Genomic DNA, 25482 nt, shown 5'->3' on the forward strand with positions numbered 1-25482 from the left:
ATGCGTCCGGTATCAAAAACCGGGGCAGCCATAGTACAGAGGGGTGGGCAGGATATGCAGCGAAGGTTTCAAGAAATTTCATATCGGTAGCTTGGCCTGCAAACACGATTCCCGTGCAGACTGTGTGAAAACTACTGCGCTACGTCTACACAGTCTGCGTGGGAGCGAATTCATTCGCGAAGGGGCCGTTACAGACAATAGATATTCAGTGTCTGACAATCAGTCTTCCCGAATGAATTCGGTCCCACAGGGGAAGTGGCGCCTAAAAAATTGCAGGCCAATACAAAGTCAGGCAGTTGCTTTCCCTCTCGCCATTATTCCTTACGAAAGAAAAACGTCACTTGCCCCAACTCCACACCCAGCTTGCTCATGTACGAGCGATTGGCCAGGGTCTTTTCGTCCAGCAGGTACATCCAGTCGTCGAAGTGCACTTTGTACGTGGTGCCGTCTACCGGAAGATTCAGCACGTAACGCCAGTGAAAGGCATTGCCGGACACTTCACCGAAAGCCTTGCCGTCGACATCCCCTGCTGTGCCCGTCCAGCGGCCTGGCCCATCGGGAAGAAGCGTCCATACCCGGGTTTCTTTTTTACCGTCGCTGTAGGTGAAGTCTTCGTGCAGGATCAACGCGTCGCCTTCGCTGCGACCATTGATCACCACATCCATGCGTTTGGTGACTTCCCCGGAACGCTTCTGGAAGATGCCCTGAGCCACTACGCGGCCGTTGAAATACTCTCGCAGATCCAGCTTCGGGGTTTCCTGACTGTACTGCTTCACGTCCACGCCGCTGCAGGCAGTCAAACCGATACATGCAGCGATGATCATGGCCTTCAACATAGTCCAGCTCCCAGCAGAGAAATGAGTTATTTACGTGCCCCACCCATCAGTTGCTCACGCAGCTCGGGGTTGCGGGTTTTCGGGCTTAGCCAGATATCAAAGAATGCTTTTGCAAACTGCGGATCCTGTACAACATGCTGCAGCTTGTCACCGACGTAAAACCGCGCTTCGCGGCCAGGGAAATACACCCCGGTGATTTTCATGCCCTCTTCAACATCGACAAACGCCTGGGCCATTTGCTCACGCCAGGCGACCAACTGCTTCTCGGGGATCGGCTTCGGTGAGGTACGCTTGATCTCGACAATGCTGGCCTCAACCAGATCATCCTGGGAAATCGTCCGGTGATAAGTCAGCTCCAGTGCAAACGGCTGATCAGCCTTCAGAGGCTTGCCAGCACTCAGCAATCGCGCAGTGTAGACACGGAAGCCGAACACGCGCAGATCGCCCCCGCCGATGACCTGTGCATTGGGCAACGCCTCCTGCCAGGACGCGCTCGCCACTTGGCTGACCACCTGACTGAACAGCAGAAAAACCACCAACCAAAGTCGTGCCATACAATGCCTCTCGTCTGGATCTTCAGGGCAAGACCAAAAAAGGGTCAGCAACCCGGTGCAAGGTCAAAGACCACAACAACACCGGGAAGCTGACCCTTCAGACTTAAAAGCTATACGACGAATATCACTTTGTACAATTTTTAGTGAAGTTTTTATTCAAACGCCTGATTGCTGAGCGCGCCCTGTTCACGCCTCCTTGTAAACCGGCTCGCCCAGATTGAGCATCAAACGATTGGCCCAGGCGAAAATCGAAATCGCGTGGATCAGGTCCAGAATCTGCGCATCATCCAGACCTTGCGCACGCAGCGGCTGGATGTGTTCAGCACCCAGCGCAGCCGGATCAAGGGTCAGGTCGATGGAAAAACGCACGATGGCCTTTTCCCGCTCTGTCGTCCCGGCCGTTTCAGGATCCGTGAATATCTCGGCAATCACGTCGTTGCGCTTGGCCAGTTGCTCAAAGCGCTGGGCATGCACGGAGGCGCAGTACACGCACTGATTGATACGGGAAACCACGGTGCTCGCCAGTTCACGCTCGGCGCGCGACAAACCACCGGGGGCGTACATGATGGCGTTGAAAGCCAGAGAACGCTGGCGCAGCACTTCGGGCTGATGCGCCAGGGTCAGGTAATAATCGGAGACCTTGGCCTGCGGATGACTCTCCTCCAGCACAGCCACTTGCTCGGGTGTTGCGCTGTCCAGCTTGATGGTCGGCAGCCAGGCTTTCCAGCCCAGTACTTCGCTTGTGAAACCGTTGATACGGATAGGCTCACTCATCACGCAACTCCTGCGGCTGACAACGCGGCAAGGCCTGCCGCCAGGCGAATCTGGTAAGACAGGTAGGCAATCAACTGTGCGAGCACCACGATTTCTGCGGTGGACAATCCGGCTTGCTGCAGCACATGCAACGCCTGCTGATCACCTTCCACCGGGCGCTCGATCAGGGTGCGGGTGAAACCAAGAATGGCCTTCAAGCGAGGGTCCGTCAGGCGCTCAAGGGCCGCAAAATCTAATGCGCCGATCAGCAATGGATCGACGCTCAACGCCCGCAACTGCTCCTTGTAGTAATCAGCCAACAACGGGCTGGGCGTCAGACGGCTGGCGAAATAGGCCACCAGCAGGCGCTCATTCAGGGACAGATTATTCTCAAGATGCGGGTCAAAAAACTGCGCGTGGCTGCCCTGAGTAGCGGCCAGCACTTTGTCACGGGCATGACGAACCTGATGCAGATGCGTGCCGGGCGTCAGGCCCAGCAAATCATCCAGCACATCCGGCGATTGAGCGGTGGAATTCATCACAAATCCTCTGATTGCATCGGGCTGATGCCTGTCGCCCGCAAGGCGTCAGGCTCAGGGTTTCAAGACTTCAAGGCAGTTTGGTAACCATACTGGCGGCGGTACGGTCGCTGACCAGAGGCTCAACTTTCAGGTCTTTACGCGCAGCCCAGATGTTCTGGTAGTGGAACAGCGGGATGATGCCGACATCGTCAGTCACGACCTTCGCAGACTCTTCCAGAATGGCCCGGCGCTTGGCTTCGTCGAACTCTGCGGTGGCTTTGGTCAATGCCTGATCCACCAACGGGTTGCTGTAGTGGCCCCAGTTGGAAGCGCCCAGGCCCTTGGTGCTGTCGACGGTGGTCAGGATGTTGGTCAGCGCATAAGCCGCTTCGCCAGTGCCGTTACCCCAGCCAATCACACTGATTGCCAGTTCGTTCTTGTTGGCCTTACCGGCGTAAACCGCCCAGGGCAGCACTTCCAGCTGCACCTTCACGCCAATCCGCGACCAGAATTGTGCAACGGCCTGCATGGTTTCCGGGGCTTGCGGGTAACGGTCGCCCGGTACATGCACGGTCAACTGGAAGCCGTCCGGGAAGCCAGCTTCCTTTAGCAGCTCCTTGGCCTGTTTCGGGTCGTACGGGATGTTTTTCAGGTCTGCGTTGTAGCCAAAGGTATTGGCTGGCATCCACTGGTTGGCCTCGGTCACGGTGCCTTGCATGATGCGCTCGACAATTGCCTGACGATTGATCGCCAGCGACAACGCCTTGCGTACCTTCACATCGCGCAGCGGGTTTTGCTCAAGAGGTTTGCCCGCGTTGTCACGGATAAACTCGTTCGGGCCTTCGCGGAAGCTCGGTTGAACAATCAGCGCACGCAGACCGGAGTAAGCGTAAACCTTCACATTCGGGCTTTGGCGCAGGCGCGCCACGTCAGTTGGCGAAACCTTGTCGATCACGTCCACATCACCCGCCAGCAAGGCTGCGGTGCGGCTCGCGGCATTGGCGATGTAACGATAATCAACGCTGTCCCACAGCGGCTTCTCGCCCCAGTACTCGTTGTTGCGCTCGAAAATCGTGCGGTCGCCCGGCACGAAGGACACGAAACGATAAGGCCCGGTGCCGACCATTGCTTTGCCGGAGTTGTAATCGGCGCTCGCAGCGCCTGCTCCCACATGGCGGCTGACGATGTAGATCGAATCGACGTCCGGCAGCAGGTTGGCGTTAGGTGAACGGGTCTTGATGATGAGGGTGTGAGCATCCTTGGCCTGGATTGACTCGACAGTCCGCATGGCGCCCGCATAGGACGCGACGGAGCCGGGTACGGCGCGGGCACGCTCGAAGGAGAACACGAAATCATCGGCGGTCAGCGGTTTGCCGTCCTGCCATTTGACGTCGTCGCGCAGGCTGAACTCCCAGGTCTTGTCGTCCAGCACCTTCCAGCTTTTGGCCAGGCCCGGCAGGGTCTTGTCATCGTGACGATTGACCAGCGATTCGAAGGCATGCAGCGCTACCGACCGATCCCCGGCGTAGTTGTTCAGTTGCGGATCGAGGGACGAGACCGGGTCGGCGTACCCGATACGCAAGGCTTCAGCCGAGGCACTGCCGCCAGCCAGAATCAGGGCCGAGGCCAACAGTGAACGAACAAGAGGTTTCATGTGTTGTTTCCTTGTACGCAATGGCAATAAGAAAGACGGACGATCAAGCGTCCGTTCAGGCTGTTTCGTTGAGGTGGCAAGCGCTCAGGTGGTTCGGCGAAACCTCCCTGAGCGGTGGAACTTCCACGCGACAGCGCGCCATGGCGTGCGGGCAACGAGGATGGAAATGACACCCGGCAGGCGGGTTCAGCGGGCTGGGGATTTCCCCTTTGATCGCGTCATAACGGGCACTGCGAATATCGAAACGCGGGATCTGAGCCAGCAAGGCCTGGGTGTAAGGATGATTGGCACGACTGAATAGATCGTCAACGTCGGCGCTCTCCACGACCCGGCCCAGGTACATGACCACCACGCGATCGCAAAGATGCTCGACCACGCCAAGGTCATGGCTGATGAACAGATAGGTCAGACCCAGCTCGTCGCGCAGGTCCATGAACAGGTTGAGAATCTGCGCCTGAATCGAGACGTCCAGTGCCGCCACTGATTCATCGCACACCAGCAGTTCAGGTTGCACCGCCAACGCACGAGCGATACCGATTCGCTGCCGCTGGCCGCCACTGAACTGATGCGGATAGCGCTGACGCAACTGCGGGCTGAGCCCGGCACGTTGCAGTTGGGCGCTGACGTAATCGTCGAATCCGGCCTTGTCGGTCAGGCCGTGCAGCAACGCGCCCTCCCCGACGATCCGGTCCACGCGAAGGCGCGGGTTGAGGCTGGCGGACGGGTCCTGAAAGATCATCTGAATTTTCAGCCGTGCCGCCTGACGCTCTTCGCTGGTGAAGTCTTCAATGGACTTACCGTCGATGGAAGCCGTACCGGAAGACACCGGCAGCAAGCCCGCGACCATTCGGCCGAGGGTCGACTTGCCACAGCCCGACTCGCCCACCAAGCCGACCACTTCGCCACGCACAATGCGCAGATCAACCCTGTCGACAGCGTGAGTCACCGAGGTCGGCCGAGTCAGTTGCAGGCGCTGCATGAGATGTTGCAGTCCGGTGTCGGGACTGGCTTTGCCGAATGTCTTACTGACATCGCGCAGCTCGATGATTGGCGTCGATTCATTGCTCATCGGCGGCTCCCGGATGAAAACAGCGGACCAGTCGGCCCGGCTCTATCGCTTGACTGGGCGGATCCTGCTCGCACACCGAAGTGGCTCGATTGCAACGCGCAGCGAAGGCACAGCCCGCGGGCATCGACAGCAGATCCGGCGCCATGCCCGGAATCTGCCGCAGGCGCTGACCGCGCTTGTTACGGCTCGGCAAGCTGTCGATCAGACCTTGGGTATAAGGGTGTTGTGGACGATCCAGTACTGCAGCCACCGTGCCTTGCTCAACGATGCGCCCGGCATACATCACCGCAATATCGTCGGCCAGACCGGCGACGACCGACAGGTCGTGAGTAATCCAGATCAGGGAAGTGCCCTGCTGGCGAACCAGTTTCTGCACTTCACTGAGGATCTGCGCCTGAATGGTCACGTCCAGCGCGGTGGTGGGTTCATCGGCAATGATCAGGTCCGGCGAATGCAGCAGCGCAATGGCAATTGCCACCCGCTGACGCATTCCACCAGACAGCTGGTGCGGATAGGCGCGCAGACGCTCATCAGGACTGGCGATACCCAATAGCGCCAAGGTGCGGCTGGCATGCTCACGAGCCTCGGCACGGCTCAGCGGCTGATGGGCTTGCACCGCCTCGATCATTTGCGTGTCGACTCGCAGTACCGGATTGAGGGTCATCATCGGGTCCTGAAAAATCATCGCGATGCGATTGCCTTGCAGGTGACGCAATTCTTTAGCCGACAAACGCGTCAGGTCCCGGCCTTGAAACAGCACTTCACCGCCGCTGATCCGCCCCGGCTCGTCCACCAGACCGAGAATCGAGAAGCCGGTCACCGACTTGCCGGAACCCGACTCGCCTACAAGACCCAGAATCCGCCCGGGCTGAATGGTCAGAGACACATCACGCACTGCAGGCAACACCCCGGCGCGGGTATAGAACGACGTACACAGGCCGCGCACATCCAAAGTCGGCTGTACGTTTGCCAAAGGCTCGGCAGAGATGTTTGGCAGGCTCATCGTTGCAACCTCGGGTTCAACACATCACGCAAACGGTCACCCACCAGATTGATGGCGACAATGGTTATCAGCAGCGCCAGCCCCGGATAGAAACTGATCCAGTACTCGTCGCTGAGCATGTACTGAAAGCCGTTGGCGATCAGCAGACCCAGCGAGGGTTCAGTGATCGGCACGCCCAACCCCAGGAACGACAGCGTCGCTTCCAGGGTGATCGCCCGGGCGATCTGCAACGCGCCGATAACGATCAACGGTGGCAGGCAGTTGGGCAGAATGTGCCCGACCACGATGCGCCACGAACCGATACCCTGCCCCCGCGCCGCATCGACGTACTCGCGGCGGCTCTCGGTCAGTGCCTGACCACGGGCGGTACGGGCGTAGTAGGCCCACTCGAGTACCACCAGCGTGAGCATCACATTGCCGACGCCTTTGCCCAGCCAGGCGAGAATCATCAGCGCCATGAGGATCACCGGGAACGACAACAGCAAATCCACCAGACGCATCAACAACGCATCGACCCAACCACCTGCATATGCCGACAACAAGCCAAGCATGGTGCCGAGTACTGCGGCGATGAGCGCGGAACCAATGCCGACCCACAGACTGATACGCAAGCCGTAAATAATCGCCGAGAGCAAATCGCGTCCCTGGCCGTCAGTGCCCAGCCAATAGGTATAACCGGCGTCGACGTTTTCCGTGCCCGGCGGCAGGCGCGCGTCCAGCACGTTGAGCTGCATCAGGTCGTAGGGGTTCTGATAGACAATCCAGGGTGCCAGCGCCGCAACACCGACAATAAAAACCAACACCAGCAAACCGAGCATGGCCGTCGGCGAGGTCTTGAATTCCGACATGCCGCGCCGCCATGGAGACTGCGCCTTGAAGGTTGCTACAGGAACCTGACTCATCGTTTGGCCTCCACACGCACACGCGGGTCGAGGAAGTAATACAACGCATCGACAATCAGATTGAGCACCACAAAAATCACCACAACCACCATCAGATAAGCCACCACCACCGGGCGGTCGAGCATATTGATACTGTCCAGAATCAACTTGCCTGCGCCGGGCCAGGCAAAGATGCTTTCGGTCACCACGGCATACGCGATGGTCGACCCCAGCTCCATGGCCAGCACCGTGACCAGCGGGATCATGGTGTTGCGCATCACATGCATGCACATCACCCGCACCGGCGACAGGCCTTTGGCCCGGGCAAACTTCACGTACTCCTGCGGCAGCACTTCACGCACGCCAGCACGGGTCAGGCGCAGCACCAGCGAGATCTTGAACAACGCCAGATTGAGTGCAGGCAAAATCAGGTGCTGCAAGCCGTCCAGGGTCAGGAAGGACCACTGGATACCGAACAGCTCGCGAGTCTCGCCGCGGCCACTGGCAGGCAGCCAGCCGAGCTTGATGGAGAACAGCATGATCATCATCAGCGCCACCCAGAATGCGGGTAGCGAAAAACCGACGATGCTGGAGGCCATCAACATGCGCGACAACGGGTGATCGGGATAGCTGCCCGCGAACATGCCCAGTGGCACGCCAAGCACAACGGCAAGAAACATCGCGCTGAAGGCCAGTTCAAATGTCGCGGGCAGGCGCTGCACGATCAGGCGCATGGCGTCTTCGTGGTAAACAAAGCTCTGGCCGAGATTGCCTTGCACCGCCCCCTTGAGGAACAGCAGATATTGCTGCCACAACGGCTTGTCCAGGCCCAGATGGGCGATGGCCGCGAGTCGTTCGGCCTGATTGAGGTCTTCGCCGACCAGAATATCCATCGGGTTACCAATGGCGTTCAGACCAATGAAAACCACCAGGGTCATCAGCAGTACCACCAGCAGCGACTGGCTCAGGCGACGCAGCAGCCAGCCGATCATCCGCGTAACTCTTGAGCCGTAGGCTCGCTGGCAACCCATTCATCACCGAGCAGCTCAGGTTCGGCGTAATTCTGCATGGCTGTAAAATGCAGCTCGATGTCTTCGTTGAACAACTGCCCTGCCAGGCCTTGAGCGAGACGCTTGGCGCCTTCGCTGATGGCCGGAATATCACCCGACACCGCGCCATAGCTCAGGGCTGCCGGGTAGTTGAAGCAATGAATCAGACCTATGCCCGGGCAAACGCCGGGGGTCTTTTCCTGAAATTCGAAGCACAAGCCCAGATCCGGCAGGTCCTCCAGCTCGTTATCCGGCTCGCCCCCTGGCGGTGTGAAGCTGTCGCTCCAGGCGCGGACATGCTGGGCGAAGCTGGCGAACTCGGGGCGCAACTGGAAGTTGGTGCGAAAGCCAGTCGCAAATACCAGAAAATCCACCTCGATCCGCGCCTTGGGCGTATCTAGCCACAGGCCGCCGGCCGGGTTCTGCTGAACGGCAACCACCGGGCTGTTCAACAGAAAGCGTGAGTTGGGTGAGCGGGAAACCCGCTGGGTGCTGCCACGTGGCGGCGGGACTTGCTGGGTGTTCAGGTATTTGCGGATCCGCCATTTCCAGGCATCCGGCAACCTCCAGTAACCATGAGTCATGCCCGGATTACCTGCGCCCTTGCCTTTGTTGACCCGTGGCAGTTCGGCCCGGCGAATCAGCAAATCGACCCGTTTCGCACCAGCTTCCAGCGCTGTAGCCGCGCTGTCCATGGCCGACGCACCACCACCGATCACGGCAACCCGATTGCCGACAAACCATTCATCCTGCAATCCATCAGACGAATGCGCCCAGAAATGTCGTGGTAAATCGTTGGCAAAATCAGGCACCCAAGGACCGCCCAGACCGTCGCGACCGGTGGCCAACACTACGTGGCGCGCGACAATGGTCTGAAGCTGCCCGGCATGCTGGATATCCAGCTCAACCAAACCATCAGCCCGAGGCTGCACACGGCTCACGCGATGCTCGTTGCGCACGTCCAGTTTGAGTGCCTTGCGATACCAGCGCAGGTATTCAGCCCATTGCAGGCGCGGGATCTTGTCCAGCGTATTCCACGCCTCCAGACCGAATTGCGCCTCGTACCAGGCTCTGAACGTCAGCGCAGGCAGGCCCAATGCGGGGCCGGTCAGTTGCTTGGGTGAACGCAGGGTTTCCATGCGTGCAGTGGTCGCCCACGGGCCTTCGAAACCGGCTGGCGACTGATCGTAAATGCGCGCGATCACGCCCATGTTGCGCAGCTCTGCGGCCAGCGCGAGACCAGCCATGCCGCCACCGATAATGGCCACATCCAGCACCGCCTGCCCGTCATTAACCCGTGGTTTTACCCAGGGCGCAGCAGGCAGATCCAGCCATTGCAAATCCTGCTGCAAGCGAGCTTCCAGCGCGGCAAGACCACTGGCGGTGTTCAAATCGGACATTTTCAATACTCGGCATTCGAGAAAAGGTGGTCACTTGCTATACAAGAAGCATTCCACACTCATACATTTTCGAATTCATGAGGCTTATGAATTCGGATAACGAATAGTAGAAGCCGTGGAATATTCCTTCAACGATGATTATTGAATATTGATATTCCATAAGGGTATTAGAGCAATCAGAACCCTGTGGGAGCCGGGCTTGCCCGCGATAAGGTTCAGGTAATCTGCCTGGCAGACCGCGGTGTCTGTATCGCGGGCAAGCCCAGCTCCCACATAGAAGCAGCATTCCAGATCAGGATGGAGTGAGGCAGGCGCACCGCCCCCACTCAGAACCTGCGGCTAACCCGCATAAATGCTCTGCAGCAAAGCGTCGTGCTCGCTCGGGTCATGCATGATCATTGATGGCAACAATGCCTGGGCGGATCTGGCGAGTTCTTCGACCAGCGCCACCGACACATCGGATAACGGGCTGGCGAAGGCAGAAATCAGACCGAAGAAGAACGGGATGTTGCACTCGATAGGTCGCACTACAACGCCATTGATCGGGACGCCCAATGCCGTGAACGGGTCAACCAGTGCGATTCCCAGGCCGACGCGTGCCATCTGCATGGCAACCAGCGAGGTGTTGGTGTCGAGCATATGCGGCGCCTTGCCACCGGCATCCTGAAACGCCTTGTCGATGCGGCGACGGAAACGGAACGGGTTGGACATGGTGATCAATGGATGTGCGGCCAGAACCTCCATGGACAGAACATCGTAACGAGCCAGTTCCGAGTCTGCGGGCAGCACGGCCACGCACGGCGACTCGCCGATCCAGTGGATGTCCAGACCACGATGTTCCAGCGGCAGGCTTACGGCTCCCAGGTCCATGGTCTTGGAAAGCACGGCCTGAACAACGTTTTCCGGAGACATGCTGTGCAGTTGAATGTGCTGTGGTTGCAGCGACTGTGGCAGCCGGGACAAGGCCAGCGGCAGCAAACCTGCCGCCAGCGCCGGGATGGCCACGAGCTTGATCTGGCGATTCTCGTCCTGAGCGATGTGCAAGGCGCGCTGGCGAATGTTGCGGATGCCGAGCAAGGCACTTTCAACCTCGGCGTACATCATGAAGGCTTTCTGGGTGGGCGTGACCTTCGGACCGCTACGCTCGAACAACGCAAAGCCGAGCTCTTGCTCCAGCTCCTGAATCACCCGGGTGACCGAGGGTTGTGAACGACCGAGCATTTTACCCGCTGCCGTGACACTGCCAGCCGACATAACCGCCGCGAACGCTTCCAGTTGCCGCAAATCCATAAACACGCCTTGTCATGAACGATGAAGATCAGATAATGCCCGGCGCTCATCCGCAACCGGAAACGGCCAAGCCTAACCTATCGAACAGAACAAGCCTACTTGGGGGCTCTAGAGCAAGATGTCGTCGGCCGGGTCAGTGATATCGAATGGTCGCCCTGGCTTTTATATAGTCGAAAATAAAAAGCCCTCTGAATACTTTCAGAGGGCGCGTGAGAACAACATACAGACCAGCACTTTTTATCAGTACTTTTAAAAAAACACTTATTACTAATGGTCCCGACGCGCCCTGTGGGAGCGAATTCATTCGCGAAGAGGCCGGAGCATTCATTACCTGTTTTTTGTCTGTTAAGCACTCTTCGCGAATGAATTCGCTCCCACAAAGAACTGCACCGACATCACATTAATACGAACGCTCAGCAATCCGCGCTTCAGGCTGACTCCACACATCCTGCAGCGTCTGCAGCACATCGCTCATGAACTGCTTGTCTGCGGCGGCCTTTTTGCCGACCCAGCCATGACCGCGGCGGTACATCGAGAGACGAGCGCGCAAGTTTGGGCGGCTGGCAATGAACTGCTCTTCCGGCACACCCGAGGCAAGAGGTTCAATACGCACTTCACCTTCTTCGCACACCCAAAGGATATGGTTATCGAGTGTGTCCTTGCGCGCAGCAAACAGCTCGGAAAGTTCCTGGACAGTGGGTTGGTTATTCAAGTTCATGTGTAACTCCTTGACCGCTTGTCATCAGATTAATTAGTGAGCTCGAACACATCATCAAATCGGCCAATTAATTCGTATCACTGCTGATGAACGAAACATGACACATCGTTCACTCGCCCGCAGAACCGGCCCCTGACTAGATGCATGTAGCCTTGATGAAAAGCTGCTACGCGGCAGGACAAACAACAGGAAGAAGTAGCGAAACATCGGAAACCAGCGGCAATCTGAACTGCAGTCAGCCACAAGCCTCATGAGGACGTATCGCCAGCATCAACTCGCCCTGAGACGACCATGCCAAGTCAGCTTCATCAATCTGCCTTGTGGGCAGCACACATCCGGGAACATCACGACGGCTCGTCGTGCATGTCAAGAACACCCTTTCCAACTCTCCCGATCAGGGAGACAGCTGCATAATGCAAGTCGAAAAGGCATGCGTCAATGATTATGTAGTGAATATTTTAGAGCACTACATATTTCTGATTCTGACCGGCCGGTCACGGCAACGCGGCGGCCGATCAGGTTTCGCGGGGAGTTGCCTCCAGCATGGCGTTGACTTTCTCAAGCAACGCGCCCAGCTGGAACGGCTTGATGATCATGTCCATGCCCTCGCCCAGAAAGCTCTGCCGGTCCACCGCGTTTTCGGCGTAACCGGTCATGAACAATACCGGCAAGTGAGGACGCCAGAGACGGGCCCGGTCCGCCAGCTCACGCCCATTCATGTGAGGCAAACCGACGTCGCTGAGCAACAGGTCAATCGACGTGTCGTTTTCAAGTAACGACAATGCCGTAGCGACGTCCCCTACCTGAGTGCAGCGGTAGCCGGTATCGATCAGCAGCTCGTTAACGAACATCCGCACTGATGCCGTGTCTTCCACGATCAGAATGTGCTGCCCCGCCCCCTCTCGCGGAGCAACAGGCGGCGCCTCCTCGACCGGCACGGACTCAATTCCGGCTGGCAGCATCAAGGTGACTTCTGTGCCGTGGCCCACTACGCTGCGAATGACTACGTCGCCTTGCGACTGCCGCGCGAAGCCGTAGATGGTCGATAGACCTAGCCCGGTGCCCTTGCCAATGGGTTTGGTGGTGAAGAACGGATCAAACACCTTATCAATGACACTGTGCTCGATGCCGATGCCGTCATCCTTTACCGACAGCGCCAGGTAAGCGCCATCCGCCAGCCTGGCATCGCCTTTGGAATGCGCAGCGAAGGTGGTGACCCGGATCGTTCCGCCGTTCGGCAGCGCATCCCTGGCGTTGATCACCAGATTGAGCAACGCACTTTCCAGCTGACTGCTATCCACCAGTGCAATGGCCGACTGCGAGGTGAGGTCCAGCGTCAACGCGATGCGCTTACCGATGGTGCGGCGCATCAGGTCTTCCAGCGAGCGGATATGTTTGTTGATGTCGATTGGCCGAGCGTCCAGCGGTTGCTGACGAGCGAATGCCAGCAATCGGTGGGTGAGCGCCGCCGCACTGGAGGCCGAAGCGAGTGCCGCCTCTGCGTAGCGCATGATTTTCTCGGGACGATTTTCCTGGGTCCGCCTCTTGATCAACTCGATACCGGTAATGATCCCGGTCAGCAAGTTGTTGAAGTCATGGGCAATACCGCCGGTCAACTTCCCGATTGCATCCATTTTCTGCGCTTGCAGCAACTGAGCTTCAGTTCGGGCGCGCTCGGCCACTTCGTGGGCAAGCTTGGTATTGACGCTGTCGAGTTGCTTGAGATGTGACTGCTCCCGCTGCCGGTGCTCGGTCACATCTTCAACGAACACGAGACTCAGCCCGGGTGTGCGGTAAGGTGAAATCTGCCACTCGGTCTCGCGTAATTCACCCCTTACCAACATGCGCAACGTGCCTTGCCAGCGCTCACCCGCCAGCAACCCCGCGCGCAGCTCCTGAATAACTTCATCCTGATCGCCAGCCAGAGAGCCCAGCATGGTTTCATCGGCCAGGCTTTGATGGGTCAGCAGCGTAAACGCGTGGTTGCACTCGTAGACCTTGAGCTGAGCGTCCATGACCGCAATGGGCGCGGAAATGTTGACGAAAATCTCCCTGAAGCGCGCCTCACTTTCACGCAATGCGTATTCGGTGTCTCGTACCCGGAGCAATGTCCGCAAGGTCGCCAGCAATACATCCGGATCTACCGGGTGCACCAGATAGGCATCAGCGCCCGCCTCAAGGCCGGTGACAATGTCGGTGGTATGAATCGACGCCGCCGAGACATGCACCACAGGCAGCAACGCGGTGCGTGGCTCGGCACGCAACAGACGAACGATGTCGAAGCCACTCATGTCCGGCAGGTTCACATCCAGAATCAGCGCATCCGGGAGTTGTGCTGCGATCTGCTCAAGCCCCTCGGTGCCCGTACCTGCTTCGCTGACGATAAAGTCGTGGCGCTCCATGCGTCGCCGCAACGCATAGCGTGTCGCTGCGTTGTCATCAACGATGAGCAGCCGGAGTTCACGCTTCATCAACAGGCCCTGCTGCGATGGCCAGTGGAATGATCACGAAAAATGTCGAGCCCAGTCCGGGTTCACTCTCCAGCCCGACTCGCCCGCCCAGTAGCTCGGCGAAGCGTTTGCACAGTGACAGGCCAAGCCCGGTCCCGCGCAATCGCTTTTGCAGAGGGGAGTCGATCTGCGAAAAGTCTTCGAACAAGGCGCCGTGCATTTCCTGAGGAATGCCTACACCGGTATCGGAGACCGCAAAGCGGATTTCGTTATCGCTTTCCAGACGTGCAGATACTCGAACCTCACCGCGTTGGGTGAATTTAAGGGAGTTGGAAATGAAATTGCGCAGGATCTGCGCGAGCTTCTTGTCGTCGGTGTACAGACGCGGCAAGCCTGACGGCTCCTCAAAAATGAGGTCCACGGACGACGCGTTGACGATCGGCCGGAACATGCCGCGCAGTGCCGAGAACAAGTCGAACATGTCGAACCAGGCAGGGGAAATGCTGATCCTTCCGGCTTCAATCTTGGCCAGATCGAGCAGGTCATCGACCATGTCGCTCAGCTCACGGGCTGCACCACTGACAAAGCCGACCTGCTTGTGCTGTTCTTCGCTCAACGGACCGTCGATTTCGTCCTTTAGCAGGCTGGTGATGCTCAGAATGGAGCCCAGCGGCGTGCGGAATTCGTGGCTCATGTAAGACAGGAAGCGACTCTTCAAATCAGACGCCTCACGCAGTTCATCGGCCTGGTTGTCGAGTTCGGCATACAGCGCCAGTACGCCCTGATTGGTTTCGTCCAGCTCGGCACGCAGCGCGTCCACTTCATCGCGCAACTTTTGCAACTCGATGGACTGATCAGCAACGATCGGTTCAGGCATTGAAAGCCTCCAGGGTAATGACCAACACGGTGACGTCATCTCGGCCGCGGCAAAAATCGCGGTGCAGGACGGCAGCGATAACCGCCGGATGACGATAAATCAGACCCGGATAATCACGCAGGTTCCAACGAGATTGCAGGCCATCGCTGTACATCACCAGCAACTGGCCGGTCACTTGCGAATGCTCGAATGCCTGAGCCTTTCTGAACTGAAGGCCGACAATGCCAGGATGCGATACCAGTCCCCGAACTTTGTCTTCACCAATCAGCGTGGCGCCGATATTGCCAATCCCGACAAAGCGCAACGTATCCAGGCCAGCATCAAAGTTGGCCACCGCTACGGCACCGCCACGCGTTCCCTTCATGGAATGGTGCATGTCCTCGAGCACACGCTCGGCAGAATCAAAAGGCCGCTGCTGGAATTCGACCTCACCGGCACGCGCGGCGACTTCAGCATCCTCACCATGACCCAGCCCGTCGATGATCAACGCACTAATCCGCTGCCCCTCCACTGCCAGTGACCAGACATCGCCACAGGCGGGATCATCATGCAGTGAATGCTGACTGATACCGACACGCAGGTCCCGGGTCTTGTTTTTACGGGGGTAGAAACGGGCCATGACCACCGCACCGCGAGCATCCGCGTGGGCATCAAAGACATCCGCCTGGCGCTCGATAGAGCCAAGGCCAATGCCTTGGGTTCCTCGGGTTGAGAAGCCATCGGGCATGCAATCAGTCAGGTCGAAACCTTCACCACGATCCACGGCAATGATTTCGATGCCGGACAACCCCGGCGAATCGAAAACCCGCAGGTGCAATTCGCCGCGAACCGCGTGTTTGAGAATGTTGCTGCTCAACTCGGTAGCGACCAGCGCGACACGTCCGGCGTCCACTTCATCGAACGCGAGACTCTCCGCCAACTGCTGAGCGGTGCGTCTTGCGTGGCCTACCTGGCTGCTGTCCTCAATCAACAAAACCTGCGTCAGGGTACTGCGCAGGATCACGTCCATCGGGTAATCGTTATGCGGGTTCCGGCACCGGGAGCAGTGTCCAGTTCGAACTCTTCCACCAGACGCTTGGCGCCGGTCAGGCCAAGGCCCATGCCATTACCGGAAGTCCAGCCATCGGTCATCGCCAGCTTGAGGTCAGGAATGCCCGGACCTTCATCGCGGAAGGTGATCCGCAAACCTGTGCGCATATCCTCTTCGAGGATTTGCCAGTCCATATCTCCGCCACCACCATAGACCATGGTGTTACGTGCCAGCTCGCTGACAGCGGTGACCATTTTGGTCAGATCAATCAGGCGCATGCCGCACTCCTGGGCCAGCTTGCGCGCGGTCTGGCGCGCAAGTACGACGTCCTGTTCGATCAGCACGGGTTGCGAACCGCTGCTGCGTACGGTCATTGCGCTTGCACTCGCTCATGCAGCAGTTTCATGCCGCGCTCAACGTTCAACGCAGTGCTGACGCCCGGCAAGGTCATGCCCAGCTCAACCAGCGTAATCGCCACTGCGGGCTGCATGCCGACCAGTACGGTCTCGGCATCCATGATCCGCGACAAGCCGGAAATAGTGCCGATCATGCGACCCACGAACGAATCGACGATGTCCAGCGCCGAGATGTCGATCAGGACACCCCGCGCAGAAGTTTTGCTGATCCGCTCGGACAGATCGTCCTGCAGGGTCAGCGCAAGCTGATCGTGCATGTCGACCTGGATCGTGACGAGCAGATAGGCGCCCATCTGCAGAATAGGAATACGTTCCATGAACTTATACCGCCTTGGTGACGGTCAGCCCCAGACGCTTCAGCGACAGAGCCAGCGCGTCGGCGAGATTGGCTTTGGTGACGACGCCTTGCAGATCGAGGCCCAGATGGACAATGGTCTGAGCAATTTGCGGACGTACACCGCTGATGATGCAATCAGCACCCATCAAGCGAATGGCGGTGACCGTTTTCAGCAAGTGCTGCGCAACCAGTGTGTCCACGGTTGGCACGCCGGTGATGTCAATGATGGCGATTTCCGAACCCGTGTCGACGATGCGCTGCAACAGCGACTCCATCACCACCTGGGTACGCTGGGAGTCAAGGGTGCCGATCATCGGCAAGGCAAGCACGCCGTCCCACAGTTTGACCACCGGAGTCGACAGCTCCAGCAACTCTTCCTGCTGACGCTTGATTACGTTTTCACGGGATTTCTGGAACGTGCGGATGGTGTGCATGGCCAACGCATCCAGCAACTCGGACAGCTCCAGCAACTGCTCGGCGTACAGCGTCGGATCAGCCTGATATTCACGCTGGATCAAGGCAAACAACGGGCCTTTGAGCGCAAAGACAAAACTTGCAGTCTGCTGCGAATCCTGGCCCACCGAAGCACGGCTCTGGGAAAGCTTTTCGAGGAATTGACGAATCTCGTCCCAGTCACTGCCAGCCAGAGATTGATGACGCCCCTTCTCCGCGACTGAAACCACGAGACTCAGGAACTCCGCCATCTGTTGTTTCAGATCATCGATCTTGAGGTTGCGAGTGGCACCGTTAGCTTCCAGCGCCGCCAGCCATTCAGCTGACAGTTCTGGCTGGGAGGTCTTGATTGCGTCAACGGTTTTTTGCTGCACTGCTGCCATCTTGTTTGAACTCCTGAACAATGCCGGCAAACCTGATTATCCAGGAATGCAATAACGAGTATGAATATGGGCCGACTGGCCTCTTTATGCGGCGATTCTCTACCATTCACCTTTAAATGCAAGCAGCCTCTGCTGGCACATTGCTAATAGCTTTTCGTCAAGCGTTATAGCGGCCAGTTTTTTCATCAAAACCACTCTGAATGCGACTTTTTCGACGGGCGTTACACCCATTCGACCTGATTAATGCTGCATGCCTAACCGACTGACTCAAAGACGCTGACGATGTGATCGATGACAGCCCTCACCCGTGCGGTATGTCGCAAGTCTTCATGAGTCACCAACCAGACGTCGTACGTTTGCTGCCGCTGCCGATCCGGCCAAAGCCGGGTCAGCCCGTCACGCTCGCCCAGACACACCGGGATTTCGCCAATGCCGATCCCGGCAGCAATCGAGCGACGCATCATCAGTCCGGAATTAACCGTCGCCACCAGACGCCCTTCACCGACCGGCTCGGAAACGATAGTCGCTTCACGGCTACTGTCCAGATAGGGCTGAAACATGATCAGGTCATGACCGGCAAATGCCGAACCCGGTTCAGGCTCGCCATGGCGTTGCGCATACTCCGCCGACGCATACAGCCCTACCGGCCAACGGGCAATGCAGCGAGCGATCAAATCCGGATTTTCTGGTTTGACGTTTCTGACGGCTATATCGGCTTCACGCCGGGAAAGACTAAGCATTTGTATGGATGCATCGAGCCGGACTTTCACGTCCGGGTGTGTTTGATGCAGATGAGCGATGGCAGGAATCAGAAAATCGACGGCCAGCGAATCGGTGGAGGTGATGCGCACCTCTCCTTTGAGTCGATCATCCAGCCCTTGAATCTGCCGTTGCAGCTCCAGCGCCGAGCGCTCCATCTTTTCCGCCGACTTGAACGCAGCCTCCCCTGCAACCGTCAGCACGTAGCCCTCGGAGGTGCGTAGAAACACCTTGGTGCCCAAGGCATTTTCAAGGGCCGCGATCCGGCGACCTACCGTTGCCTGATCTACATTCAGCAATCGCGCCGCACCGCGCAATGTGGACTTTCGACAGACCGCCAGAAAAATTCGCGTGTCATCCCAGTTCAACGGCCACCCACCTGATGCATTTATGCATCTCACCAAAGACAATTAACTGCAAGATTGCATCAATCATCGTCGCTACCATGGACCCATGCCAAGCACTTTGTAGTGCTCACTTTGATTCCATGATTCTGTGGGGAAGGACATTCCGCCATGCACACCACTACTGACACCTTTGCACCCCGGCGCAACAACGTCTGGCTGCACATACTTGCAGGCCTCAGCGCGAGCCTTGTGAGCATCGGCCTCGCGCGATTCGCCTATACGCCACTGATTCCATCACTGATCGAGGCGCACTGGTTTTCTGCGTCGGATGTGATTTACCTGAGCGCGGCAAACCTGATCGGCTATCTGATTGGCGCCCTCACCGGCCGCCCCATCGCGGCCCGACTGTCCAACGCGCACTCGCTGCGTTTGATGATGCTGATCGCCACCGCGTCGTTTTTTGCCTGTGCCTGGCCGTTGTCGGTCGCCTGGTTTTTCAGTTGGCGTCTGCTGTCCGGTATCGCAGGGGGCGCGATCATAGTAGTGGTGGCTGCAACGGTGATTCCTCACGTACCGGTCGCCCGTAGAGGGCTGGCCAGTGGTGCAATCTTTATCGGGGTGGGTTTGGGCATCGCAGGTTCAGGCACGCTGGTGCCGTTCCTGCTGTCGCTAGGCTTGCGAGATGCCTGGATTGGCCTGGGTCTGGCCTCCCTCGTGCTCACCGCAGCGAGCTGGTTTTGCTGGCCATCGGCAAGCGCTACTGCCGCCGTGTCTGCCTCTGCCGAAGCAACTCATCAGCCACTTAACAGCCGCATGAACTCAGGCATATACCTGCTGTTTGGCCAATACGCATTGATGGCGATCGGCCTGGTGCCGACGATGGTGTTCCTCGTGGATTACGTGACCCGCGGCCTTGGCCTGAGCGCCCATGCGGGTGCCGTGATCTGGGTCATGTACGGGGTCGGCGCAATTCTGGGCCCGTTGATCTACGGCTTTCTGGCTGACCGCCTGGGTGCCCGTACCTCGATCCGCCTGGTGCTCGCGGTACAAGCCGTGACTGTGGCGTTGCTGTGCACCACCAGTAACTTCGCGCTGCTGGCCTTGCTGGCAATCATCATTGGCTCGTTTCCACCGGGTATTGTCCCGCTGGCTCTGGGCAGGATTCACGAACTGGTACTCCGCCACGAACAGCAGCAGGTGGCCTGGAGCCGTGCCACGGTTTCCTTCGCGACGTTTCAGGCGTTGAGCGGTTATGGGTACTCAGTGATCTTCAACGCCAATGGCGGGCATCACGTGATGCTGTTTGTGATAGCTGCGCTGGCGATTGCTGTGGCGTTGGTGGCTGATTTTATTGCTGCGTTGATTGCTCGGGATTAACACCACTGTCAAAAACCACACAGGCCTGATGTGAAATGGGATCTTCTTGTGGGGGCTGGGCTTGCCCGCGATAAACGATAACTCGGTCTGCCTTAGAACTGCGACACATGCATCGCGGGCAAGCCCAGCTCCCACAGGTAGACCGCATTTCAATTAGAGCAATAGTGGTTAACCGCCCCATAAAAATCAAAACGCTTTTATCACCTGCCGCTGCTCCCCAAGCCCTTCCACGCCCAGAGTTACCACATCCCCCGGTTTGAGAAACAATGGCTCAGGCTTATGACCCAACCCCACGCCTGCCGGGGTGCCGGTGCTGATCAAGTCGCCAGGTTCCAGCTCGATGAACTGCGACACGTAGCTGACGACCGTCGCCACATCAAATACCTGATTGGCCGTGTTGCCGTCTTGCTGGCGTTTGCCATTGACCTCCAGCCACAACGCCAGCTTGCCAGGATCAGCCACTTCGTCAGCCGTCACCAGCCATGGGCCAACGGGGGCAAACCCCGGAAAACTCTTGCCTTTGGTCCACTGCCCGCCACGCTCCAGCTGGTAACTGCGCTCGGATAAGTCATTGACTACGCAATAACCCGCGACGTGCGTCAAAGCATCGGCCTTGTCGATGTACAGCCCCTGGGTGCCGATCACGATGCCCAGTTCAACTTCCCAATCAGTCTTCACCGAGCCAATCGGCAAGCGAATGTCGTCGTTGGGGCCAGTGGGATAGCAAGCCTTGAGGAACATCACCGGTTCGGCAGGAATCGGCAGATTGGTTTCGGCGGCATGGTCGGTGTAATTAAGGCCAATGCAGATCACCCGTCCGCTTTTACTGATCGGTGGCCCCATACGCACATCACCCGCAACCAGCGGCAGCGTCGAGCAATCGATGGCACTCAGACGCGACAGGCTCTCGATGGAAAGCGCAGTGCTGTTGATGTCATCAACATGCGCCGACAGATCGCGAATGCCACCGTTGGAGTCAATGACGCCAGGCTTTTCAGCACCGGGTAGACCGTAGCGAACCAGCTTCATGGGGTTATTCCTTGTCAGTAAATGAGCAGGGGCATCATGGCATAGCCTCGGCAATCTATTGAAATTCTGCAAACGCGATCCCCGTGGGAGCGAATTCATTCGCGAAGGGGCCGGTACATTCACAGCCGATGCGCTGCCTGAAATACCGCCTTCCCGAATGAATTCGGTCCCACAGGATCGAGGCGACCTGAAGGTATAAGCAAAAACGGCGCCCTACTCAAGGCAGGGCGCCGTTCTTTGAGCCTCAGAACTTACTTCGCAGTCAGTGCCGAGTAGCTGTTCATCAGGTTGCGGTAGTTGGGAATGCGTGGCGAGAGCAGATTTGCCAGACCTTCCATATCGTTGCGCCAGTCAACCTGCAGCTCGCACGCCACGGAGAACCAGTTGACCAGTTGCGCACCGGCAGCGGTCATGCGGGCCCAGGCGGCCTGTTGCACGGTTTCGTTGAAGGTGCCCGATGCGTCGGTCACGACGAACACTTCAAACCCTTCAGCCAGTGCTGACAACGTCGGGAATGCGACGCACACGTCAGTCACGACACCAGCGATGATCAGTTGCTTACGGCCGGTTGCCTTGACCGCTTTGACGAAGTCTTCATTGTCCCAGGCATTGATCTGGCCGGGACGCGGGATGTATGGCGCGTCCGGGAACAGCTCCTTCAGCTCGGGCACCATCGGGCCGTTCGGACCGTTTTCGAAGCTGGTGGTCAGAATCGTCGGCAGTTTGAAGAACTTCGCCAGATCCGCCAGCGCCAGCACGTTGTTCTTGAACTCGTTAGGCTGAAAATCCTGCACCAGCGAAATCAGACCGGTCTGGTGATCCACCAGCAGCACAACCGCGTCGTCTTTGTTCAAGCGTTTCCAGGGGGTAGCAGTACTCATGGGGTAACTCCTTCAGGTTTTCAGAGTAACGTCATCGCCGTGATGGCAGATGATCAGAATGCGAAACATGAACAGCCGAACGCGCCCCAGAAACCCTGGAAATCGCTGACCGGTACGCTGGACATACGTGCGCGCTCATGGCTGTGGGAGTGCACGACGCAAGGGCCGCTGCACTGGTGAATCTGAGCCACTAACGGCGAATTCGGACGCCAGTGACCCGGCACCTTGACCACCGGCGACCAGTCCGGCAGCACCGGAACCTGCGGTGGCGCGAGCTTCTCGAAATCGCCGCTGCCGTACACCACCTTGCCGTCCACCACGGTCAGCACCGACTCGATCCACTTGATCGACTCTTCATCGACGCTGAAGTAGTCTGCGGACAGGGCCACCAAGTCAGCCAGTTGGCCGACTTTGATCATGCCCTTCTTGCCCTGCTCGGATGAGAACCAGGCGCTGCCATGGGTAAACAACTCCAGTGCGGTGTCGCGAGACAATCCTTCCGGATACAACTCGAGACCTCCGACCGTGCGCCCACTGACCATCCAGTACAGCGAAGTCCACGGGTTGTAGCTGGAAACCCGGGTCGCATCGGTCCCCGCGCCCACCGGCACACCCTCGGCCAGCATGCGTTTGATCGGCGGCGTATATTCGGCAGCCTTTGCGCCGTAGCGCTCGACGAAGTATTCGCCCTGAAAGGCCATACGGTCCTGAATCGCGATGCCGCCATTCAAGGCGCGAACCCGCTCGATGTTTTTCGGGCTGATGGTTTCGCAGTGGTCGAAGAACCACGGCAGGTTGTTGAACGGAATCTCGCGATTGACTTTCTCGAACACGTCGAGCATTCGCGAGATGGACTCGTCATAAGTCGCGTGCAACCGGAACGGCCAGCGATGTTCGACCAGGTGGCGCACCACCGGCTCCAGATCCTGCTCCATGCCTGCGGGCAAGTCTGGACGCGGTTCGAGGAAGTCCTCGAAGTCCGCCGCGGAAAAAGCGAGCATTTCACCCGCGCCGTTGTGGCGCAGGAAGTCATCGCCCTGATGCAACTTGACCGAACTGGTCCAGTTCTTGAAATCGGCCAGCTCTTCTTTCGGCTTCTGGGTGAACAGGTTGTATGCGATACGCACGGTGAGGTGCTTCTCGCGAGCCAACTGTTCGATCACTGCGTAATCATCCGGGTAGTTCTGGAAACCACCGCCCGCGTCGATGGCACTGGTCACACCCAGCCGGTTCAGCTCTCGCATGAACTGACGCGTCGAGTTGACTTGATACTCCAGCGGCAGCTTCGGCCCCTTGGCCAGCGTCGAGTAGAGAATCATCGCGTTGGGCTTGGCGACCAGCATGCCGGTTGGATCACCATTGGAATCCCGGACAATCTCGCCACCCGGTGGGTTCGGCGTGTTGCGGGTGTACCCGGCGACACGCAGCGCGGCGCGGTTGAGCAAGGCACGGTCGTACAAGTGCAGAACGAACACCGGGGTATCCGGAGCCGCCTGATTAAGCTCTTCAAGCGTCGGCATGCGCTTTTCAGCAAACTGGAATTCGTTCCAGCCACCCACGACCCGCACCCACTGCGGCGTCGGAGTGCGGTCGGCCTGGTCCTTGAGCATGCGCAGCGCATCAGCCAGTGACGGCACGCCTTCCCAGCGCAGTTCGAGGTTGTAGTTCAGGCCGCCACGGATCAGGTGCAAGTGGGAGTCGTTGAGACCCGGAATCACCGTGCGCTTTTGCAGGTCGATGACCTGGGTCGCACTGCCACGCAGCGCCATGACTTCTGCATCGGTGCCCACTGCCACAAAGCGTCCGCCGCTGATGGCGACCGCGCTGGCCTTTGGTTTTTCACGGTCGACAGTATGCAGTTGGCCGTTGTAGAGAATCAGTTCGACGTTCATCGCGGTTCCTTCGACAGATTTTTGAGAGGCACCGGCATAGCCAGCGAAGGGAAAAGACGGAAGGATGGCCGCCGCGGCACTGAGCAACGTGCCTTTGGCCAGAAAGCGGCGGCGTTCCTGATCGGTGTCCTTGTCGTCATTGCTCATGGCGTCACTCCACGGAGGGCTGTTTCTGCGCGGCATTCAGCCAGGGTGCGAACAGCCGGGTTGCGGCAGGCATCATCACGTAACAGACCAGCAGGACGATGGTCACCGTGACCAGGGCGGTACTCACCACGTAGTTGGCGAGCAGCGGACTCAACGCGAACACCGGCCCCCAGAGCAGAGGAATGAGCAGTGTCAGCGGGCAAATGACCAGAAACGTCACACACGCCTGCTTCCAGCGCGGCGGCTGCGGTGCGGAAGCCTCGGAGGCAGGCGTGAACCAGAATTCGTTATGGGGATTAACTTCGGTCTGGTCGCCGTCGGCGAGCATTGGGCGGGCCTCCTCAACCAACTGGCTGCGCTGCTCCGAATCCAGCCAGCGCTGCATGGCGTCAGTAGAGTGAAAGCGCAGAACACAGGTGAACAGATGCAGCCCACCCGACTTGCTGCGGATCACATCCACGCCCAAGTGCCCCGGATAGCTGCCGGCAATACCTACGATGCGCCTTAGCCAGGCTTCGTAATCCGCTTCCATACCGGCGCGGATGCGGTGCTTGATCACCAGCGTCACAACTTCATTGAATGTCGGATGGTTGACCATCACCGCTTCGTCGACCAAGGAGTTTGAATCAGACATAACGCACCGCTCCGTTGAAACGTGTGTTGAGCGCGAGCCGTCCCGGCCCTGCAATCAACACAGTTGTAAAAATGATCAACAGCAACCAGCCAAACTGGCCCTGCTCCAGCGTCCATTCCGGGTGAACGGCAAGCAGTGCGACCAGCAACAGAAACAGAATGGGCAGGCATGCAAGGCGCACCAAGATCCCAGCAGCAATCAGCAGCGGGCACAGGACTTCCGCAAAGATTGCGAGGATCAGGGTCAACTGCGCGCCCAAGTGGAACGGGTCTTCGATGAGCGTCAGTTGATGGTTGAAATCGAGGAGTTTTGGCAGGCCATGAACGACCAGAAGAAAAGCCGCGGCGCTTAGCCTGAGGAACAGCAGACCGAGATCGCGGACCCGGTCTTCAAGGGATAGGTTTTCAACTGTCGAATGATTCATCACGCACCCACGAAATTGGGAATGGCCAGGACAGGGAATCTCCGTGTACTGGCCAACTGTGGATTCGATAGTGCAGCGTTGAAGCGAGCGGTAATTGAATGCTTGTGCTTTCATGGATCAGTCGTGCGCAAAAGCACGGCTGGTTTTTTTCGACAGCCGTAAACCCAGGACTAGCGCCGCACCTTGTGGGCCCAGACCAAGCTCGGCTTCCATCACACAACTGCAAATTAATGGGCTGAACTGCATTTTCTGTAGGAGCTGCCGAAGGCTGCGAAGCATTTCTCCTGATACACCGCGATCGCAGCCTTCGGCAGCTCC

The 25482-nt window shown here is 58.2% G+C and carries 26 protein-coding genes; 1 reads left to right on the top strand and 25 read right to left on the bottom strand.

The annotated features are described in order from the left end of the window. Positions 1 to 314: 314 nt before the first annotated feature. From RX972_RS05605 to RX972_RS05695, 19 genes are all read right to left on the bottom strand, one after another. Entirely contained in the window at positions 315 to 836 is a 522-nt protein-coding gene (locus tag RX972_RS05605; RefSeq protein ID WP_027900971.1) for a DUF3833 domain-containing protein, read from the bottom strand. A 26-nt stretch (positions 837 to 862) separates the two neighbouring features. Then, complete coding sequence (locus RX972_RS05610) at positions 863 to 1390, bottom strand: chalcone isomerase family protein (RefSeq protein WP_316873220.1); 528 nt, start codon at positions 1388 to 1390, stop codon at positions 863 to 865. Positions 1391 to 1576: 186 nt separating this feature from the next. Further along, entirely contained in the window at positions 1577 to 2164 is a 588-nt protein-coding gene (locus RX972_RS05615) for a peroxidase-related enzyme (protein WP_099268743.1), read from the bottom strand. After that, positions 2164 to 2685 (bottom strand): CMD domain-containing protein, encoded by a 522-nt coding sequence (locus RX972_RS05620; protein ID WP_406643659.1) that lies wholly within the window; start codon positions 2683 to 2685, stop codon positions 2164 to 2166. The genes RX972_RS05615 and RX972_RS05620 overlap by 1 nt, the downstream gene beginning before the upstream one ends. Positions 2686 to 2752: 67 nt before the next feature. Further along, on the bottom strand, positions 2753 to 4318 hold the full coding sequence (locus RX972_RS05625; RefSeq protein ID WP_027900967.1) for an ABC transporter substrate-binding protein: 1566 nt from the start codon (positions 4316 to 4318) through the stop codon (positions 2753 to 2755). Between the two features lie 55 nt (positions 4319 to 4373). Beyond that, complete coding sequence (locus tag RX972_RS05630; protein WP_027900966.1) at positions 4374 to 5387, bottom strand: ABC transporter ATP-binding protein; 1014 nt, start codon at positions 5385 to 5387, stop codon at positions 4374 to 4376. After that, on the bottom strand, positions 5377 to 6390 hold the full coding sequence (locus RX972_RS05635; protein WP_231671854.1) for an ABC transporter ATP-binding protein: 1014 nt from the start codon (positions 6388 to 6390) through the stop codon (positions 5377 to 5379). Before RX972_RS05635 ends, RX972_RS05630 begins: the two co-directional genes overlap by 11 nt. Continuing rightward, complete coding sequence (locus RX972_RS05640; RefSeq protein ID WP_122395179.1) at positions 6387 to 7292, bottom strand: ABC transporter permease; 906 nt, start codon at positions 7290 to 7292, stop codon at positions 6387 to 6389. Before RX972_RS05640 ends, RX972_RS05635 begins: the two co-directional genes overlap by 4 nt. Continuing rightward, on the bottom strand, positions 7289 to 8263 hold the full coding sequence (locus RX972_RS05645; protein WP_027900963.1) for an ABC transporter permease: 975 nt from the start codon (positions 8261 to 8263) through the stop codon (positions 7289 to 7291). The genes RX972_RS05640 and RX972_RS05645 overlap by 4 nt, the downstream gene beginning before the upstream one ends. After that, a complete protein-coding gene (locus RX972_RS05650; RefSeq protein ID WP_316873230.1) occupies positions 8260 to 9720 on the bottom strand; it encodes an NAD(P)/FAD-dependent oxidoreductase in 1461 nt (486 codons plus the stop codon). The genes RX972_RS05645 and RX972_RS05650 overlap by 4 nt, the downstream gene beginning before the upstream one ends. 339 nt (positions 9721 to 10059) lie before the next feature. Then, positions 10060 to 11010, bottom strand: a complete 951-nt coding sequence (locus tag RX972_RS05655; protein WP_099268737.1) for a LysR family transcriptional regulator — start codon at positions 11008 to 11010, stop codon at positions 10060 to 10062. Between the two features lie 400 nt (positions 11011 to 11410). Continuing rightward, positions 11411 to 11728 (bottom strand): hypothetical protein, encoded by a 318-nt coding sequence (locus RX972_RS05660; protein WP_099268736.1) that lies wholly within the window; start codon positions 11726 to 11728, stop codon positions 11411 to 11413. Between the two features lie 515 nt (positions 11729 to 12243). After that, entirely contained in the window at positions 12244 to 14199 is a 1956-nt protein-coding gene (locus RX972_RS05665) for a response regulator (RefSeq protein ID WP_099268735.1), read from the bottom strand. Then, positions 14189 to 15055: a sensor histidine kinase gene (locus RX972_RS05670; RefSeq protein ID WP_027900454.1), complete on the bottom strand. Its 867-nt coding sequence runs from the start codon at positions 15053 to 15055 to the stop codon at positions 14189 to 14191. The genes RX972_RS05665 and RX972_RS05670 overlap by 11 nt, the downstream gene beginning before the upstream one ends. Next, positions 15048 to 16064, bottom strand: a complete 1017-nt coding sequence (locus RX972_RS05675) for an anti-sigma regulatory factor (RefSeq protein WP_183141587.1) — start codon at positions 16062 to 16064, stop codon at positions 15048 to 15050. The genes RX972_RS05670 and RX972_RS05675 overlap by 8 nt, the downstream gene beginning before the upstream one ends. Further along, positions 16055 to 16459 carry an anti-sigma regulatory factor gene (locus RX972_RS05680; RefSeq protein ID WP_099268734.1) on the bottom strand — a complete coding sequence of 135 codons (405 nt, stop codon included), beginning with the start codon at positions 16457 to 16459 and terminating at the stop codon, positions 16055 to 16057. Before RX972_RS05680 ends, RX972_RS05675 begins: the two co-directional genes overlap by 10 nt. Then, entirely contained in the window at positions 16456 to 16818 is a 363-nt protein-coding gene (locus tag RX972_RS05685) for an STAS domain-containing protein (RefSeq protein ID WP_027900457.1), read from the bottom strand. Before RX972_RS05685 ends, RX972_RS05680 begins: the two co-directional genes overlap by 4 nt. Positions 16819 to 16822: 4 nt before the next feature. Continuing rightward, a complete protein-coding gene (locus RX972_RS05690; protein ID WP_099268733.1) occupies positions 16823 to 17674 on the bottom strand; it encodes an STAS domain-containing protein in 852 nt (283 codons plus the stop codon). Positions 17675 to 17928: 254 nt separating this feature from the next. Further along, entirely contained in the window at positions 17929 to 18801 is an 873-nt protein-coding gene (locus tag RX972_RS05695; protein ID WP_027900459.1) for a LysR family transcriptional regulator, read from the bottom strand. Positions 18802 to 18948: 147 nt separating this feature from the next. On the opposite strand from RX972_RS05695, the gene RX972_RS05700 reads away from it, so the two are divergent. After that, the gene (locus RX972_RS05700; RefSeq protein ID WP_316873238.1) at positions 18949 to 20157 is read left to right on the top strand and encodes a YbfB/YjiJ family MFS transporter; all 1209 of its coding nucleotides are present in this window, start codon (positions 18949 to 18951) and stop codon (positions 20155 to 20157) included. Positions 20158 to 20343: 186 nt separating this feature from the next. On the opposite strand, the gene RX972_RS05705 is transcribed toward RX972_RS05700, so the two are convergent. The 6 genes from RX972_RS05705 to RX972_RS05730 form a co-directional block, all read right to left on the bottom strand. Continuing rightward, on the bottom strand, positions 20344 to 21186 hold the full coding sequence (locus tag RX972_RS05705; RefSeq protein WP_316873240.1) for a fumarylacetoacetate hydrolase family protein: 843 nt from the start codon (positions 21184 to 21186) through the stop codon (positions 20344 to 20346). Between the two features lie 251 nt (positions 21187 to 21437). Then, on the bottom strand, positions 21438 to 22067 hold the full coding sequence (gene ycaC, locus RX972_RS05710) for an isochorismate family cysteine hydrolase YcaC (RefSeq protein ID WP_027900462.1): 630 nt from the start codon (positions 22065 to 22067) through the stop codon (positions 21438 to 21440). 53 nt (positions 22068 to 22120) lie between these two features. Then, positions 22121 to 23959: an amidohydrolase gene (locus RX972_RS05715; protein ID WP_099268951.1), complete on the bottom strand. Its 1839-nt coding sequence runs from the start codon at positions 23957 to 23959 to the stop codon at positions 22121 to 22123. A gap of 151 nt (positions 23960 to 24110) precedes the next feature. Further along, on the bottom strand, positions 24111 to 24740 hold the full coding sequence (locus RX972_RS05720) for an antibiotic biosynthesis monooxygenase (protein ID WP_231674787.1): 630 nt from the start codon (positions 24738 to 24740) through the stop codon (positions 24111 to 24113). Further along, positions 24733 to 25164 (bottom strand): DoxX family protein, encoded by a 432-nt coding sequence (locus RX972_RS05725; RefSeq protein ID WP_027900465.1) that lies wholly within the window; start codon positions 25162 to 25164, stop codon positions 24733 to 24735. The genes RX972_RS05720 and RX972_RS05725 overlap by 8 nt, the downstream gene beginning before the upstream one ends. 117 nt (positions 25165 to 25281) lie before the next feature. Then, positions 25282 to 25482: hypothetical protein (locus RX972_RS05730; protein ID WP_316873243.1), on the bottom strand; the 201-nt coding region annotated here is incomplete at its 5' end.

The organism is Pseudomonas syringae group sp. J309-1 (genome assembly GCF_032582135.1).
Classification (GTDB): Bacteria; Pseudomonadota; Gammaproteobacteria; order Pseudomonadales; family Pseudomonadaceae; genus Aquipseudomonas; species Aquipseudomonas quasicaspiana.

Coding starts and splice junctions, on each gene's coding strand:
- RX972_RS05675 (WP_183141587.1), bottom strand. CDS start 16,064: ATGGACGTGATCCTGCGCAGTACCCTGACGCAGGTTTTGTTGATTGAG.
- RX972_RS05630 (WP_027900966.1), bottom strand. CDS start 5,387: ATGAGCAATGAATCGACGCCAATCATCGAGCTGCGCGATGTCAGTAAG.
- RX972_RS05610 (WP_316873220.1), bottom strand. CDS start 1,390: ATGGCACGACTTTGGTTGGTGGTTTTTCTGCTGTTCAGTCAGGTGGTC.
- RX972_RS05650 (WP_316873230.1), bottom strand. CDS start 9,720: ATGTCCGATTTGAACACCGCCAGTGGTCTTGCCGCGCTGGAAGCTCGC.
- RX972_RS05645 (WP_027900963.1), bottom strand. CDS start 8,263: ATGATCGGCTGGCTGCTGCGTCGCCTGAGCCAGTCGCTGCTGGTGGTA.
- RX972_RS05680 (WP_099268734.1), bottom strand. CDS start 16,459: ATGACCGTACGCAGCAGCGGTTCGCAACCCGTGCTGATCGAACAGGAC.
- RX972_RS05700 (WP_316873238.1), top strand. CDS start 18,949: ATGCACACCACTACTGACACCTTTGCACCCCGGCGCAACAACGTCTGG.
- ycaC (WP_027900462.1), bottom strand. CDS start 22,067: ATGAGTACTGCTACCCCCTGGAAACGCTTGAACAAAGACGACGCGGTT.
- RX972_RS05685 (WP_027900457.1), bottom strand. CDS start 16,818: ATGGAACGTATTCCTATTCTGCAGATGGGCGCCTATCTGCTCGTCACG.
- RX972_RS05690 (WP_099268733.1), bottom strand. CDS start 17,674: ATGGCAGCAGTGCAGCAAAAAACCGTTGACGCAATCAAGACCTCCCAG.
- RX972_RS05660 (WP_099268736.1), bottom strand. CDS start 11,728: ATGAACTTGAATAACCAACCCACTGTCCAGGAACTTTCCGAGCTGTTT.
- RX972_RS05725 (WP_027900465.1), bottom strand. CDS start 25,164: ATGAATCATTCGACAGTTGAAAACCTATCCCTTGAAGACCGGGTCCGC.
- RX972_RS05715 (WP_099268951.1), bottom strand. CDS start 23,959: ATGAACGTCGAACTGATTCTCTACAACGGCCAACTGCATACTGTCGAC.
- RX972_RS05625 (WP_027900967.1), bottom strand. CDS start 4,318: ATGAAACCTCTTGTTCGTTCACTGTTGGCCTCGGCCCTGATTCTGGCT.
- RX972_RS05635 (WP_231671854.1), bottom strand. CDS start 6,390: ATGAGCCTGCCAAACATCTCTGCCGAGCCTTTGGCAAACGTACAGCCG.
- RX972_RS05720 (WP_231674787.1), bottom strand. CDS start 24,740: ATGTCTGATTCAAACTCCTTGGTCGACGAAGCGGTGATGGTCAACCAT.
- RX972_RS05705 (WP_316873240.1), bottom strand. CDS start 21,186: ATGAAGCTGGTTCGCTACGGTCTACCCGGTGCTGAAAAGCCTGGCGTC.
- RX972_RS05655 (WP_099268737.1), bottom strand. CDS start 11,010: ATGGATTTGCGGCAACTGGAAGCGTTCGCGGCGGTTATGTCGGCTGGC.
- RX972_RS05665 (WP_099268735.1), bottom strand. CDS start 14,199: ATGAAGCGTGAACTCCGGCTGCTCATCGTTGATGACAACGCAGCGACA.
- RX972_RS05605 (WP_027900971.1), bottom strand. CDS start 836: ATGTTGAAGGCCATGATCATCGCTGCATGTATCGGTTTGACTGCCTGC.
- RX972_RS05670 (WP_027900454.1), bottom strand. CDS start 15,055: ATGCCTGAACCGATCGTTGCTGATCAGTCCATCGAGTTGCAAAAGTTG.
- RX972_RS05615 (WP_099268743.1), bottom strand. CDS start 2,164: ATGAGTGAGCCTATCCGTATCAACGGTTTCACAAGCGAAGTACTGGGC.
- RX972_RS05640 (WP_122395179.1), bottom strand. CDS start 7,292: ATGAGTCAGGTTCCTGTAGCAACCTTCAAGGCGCAGTCTCCATGGCGG.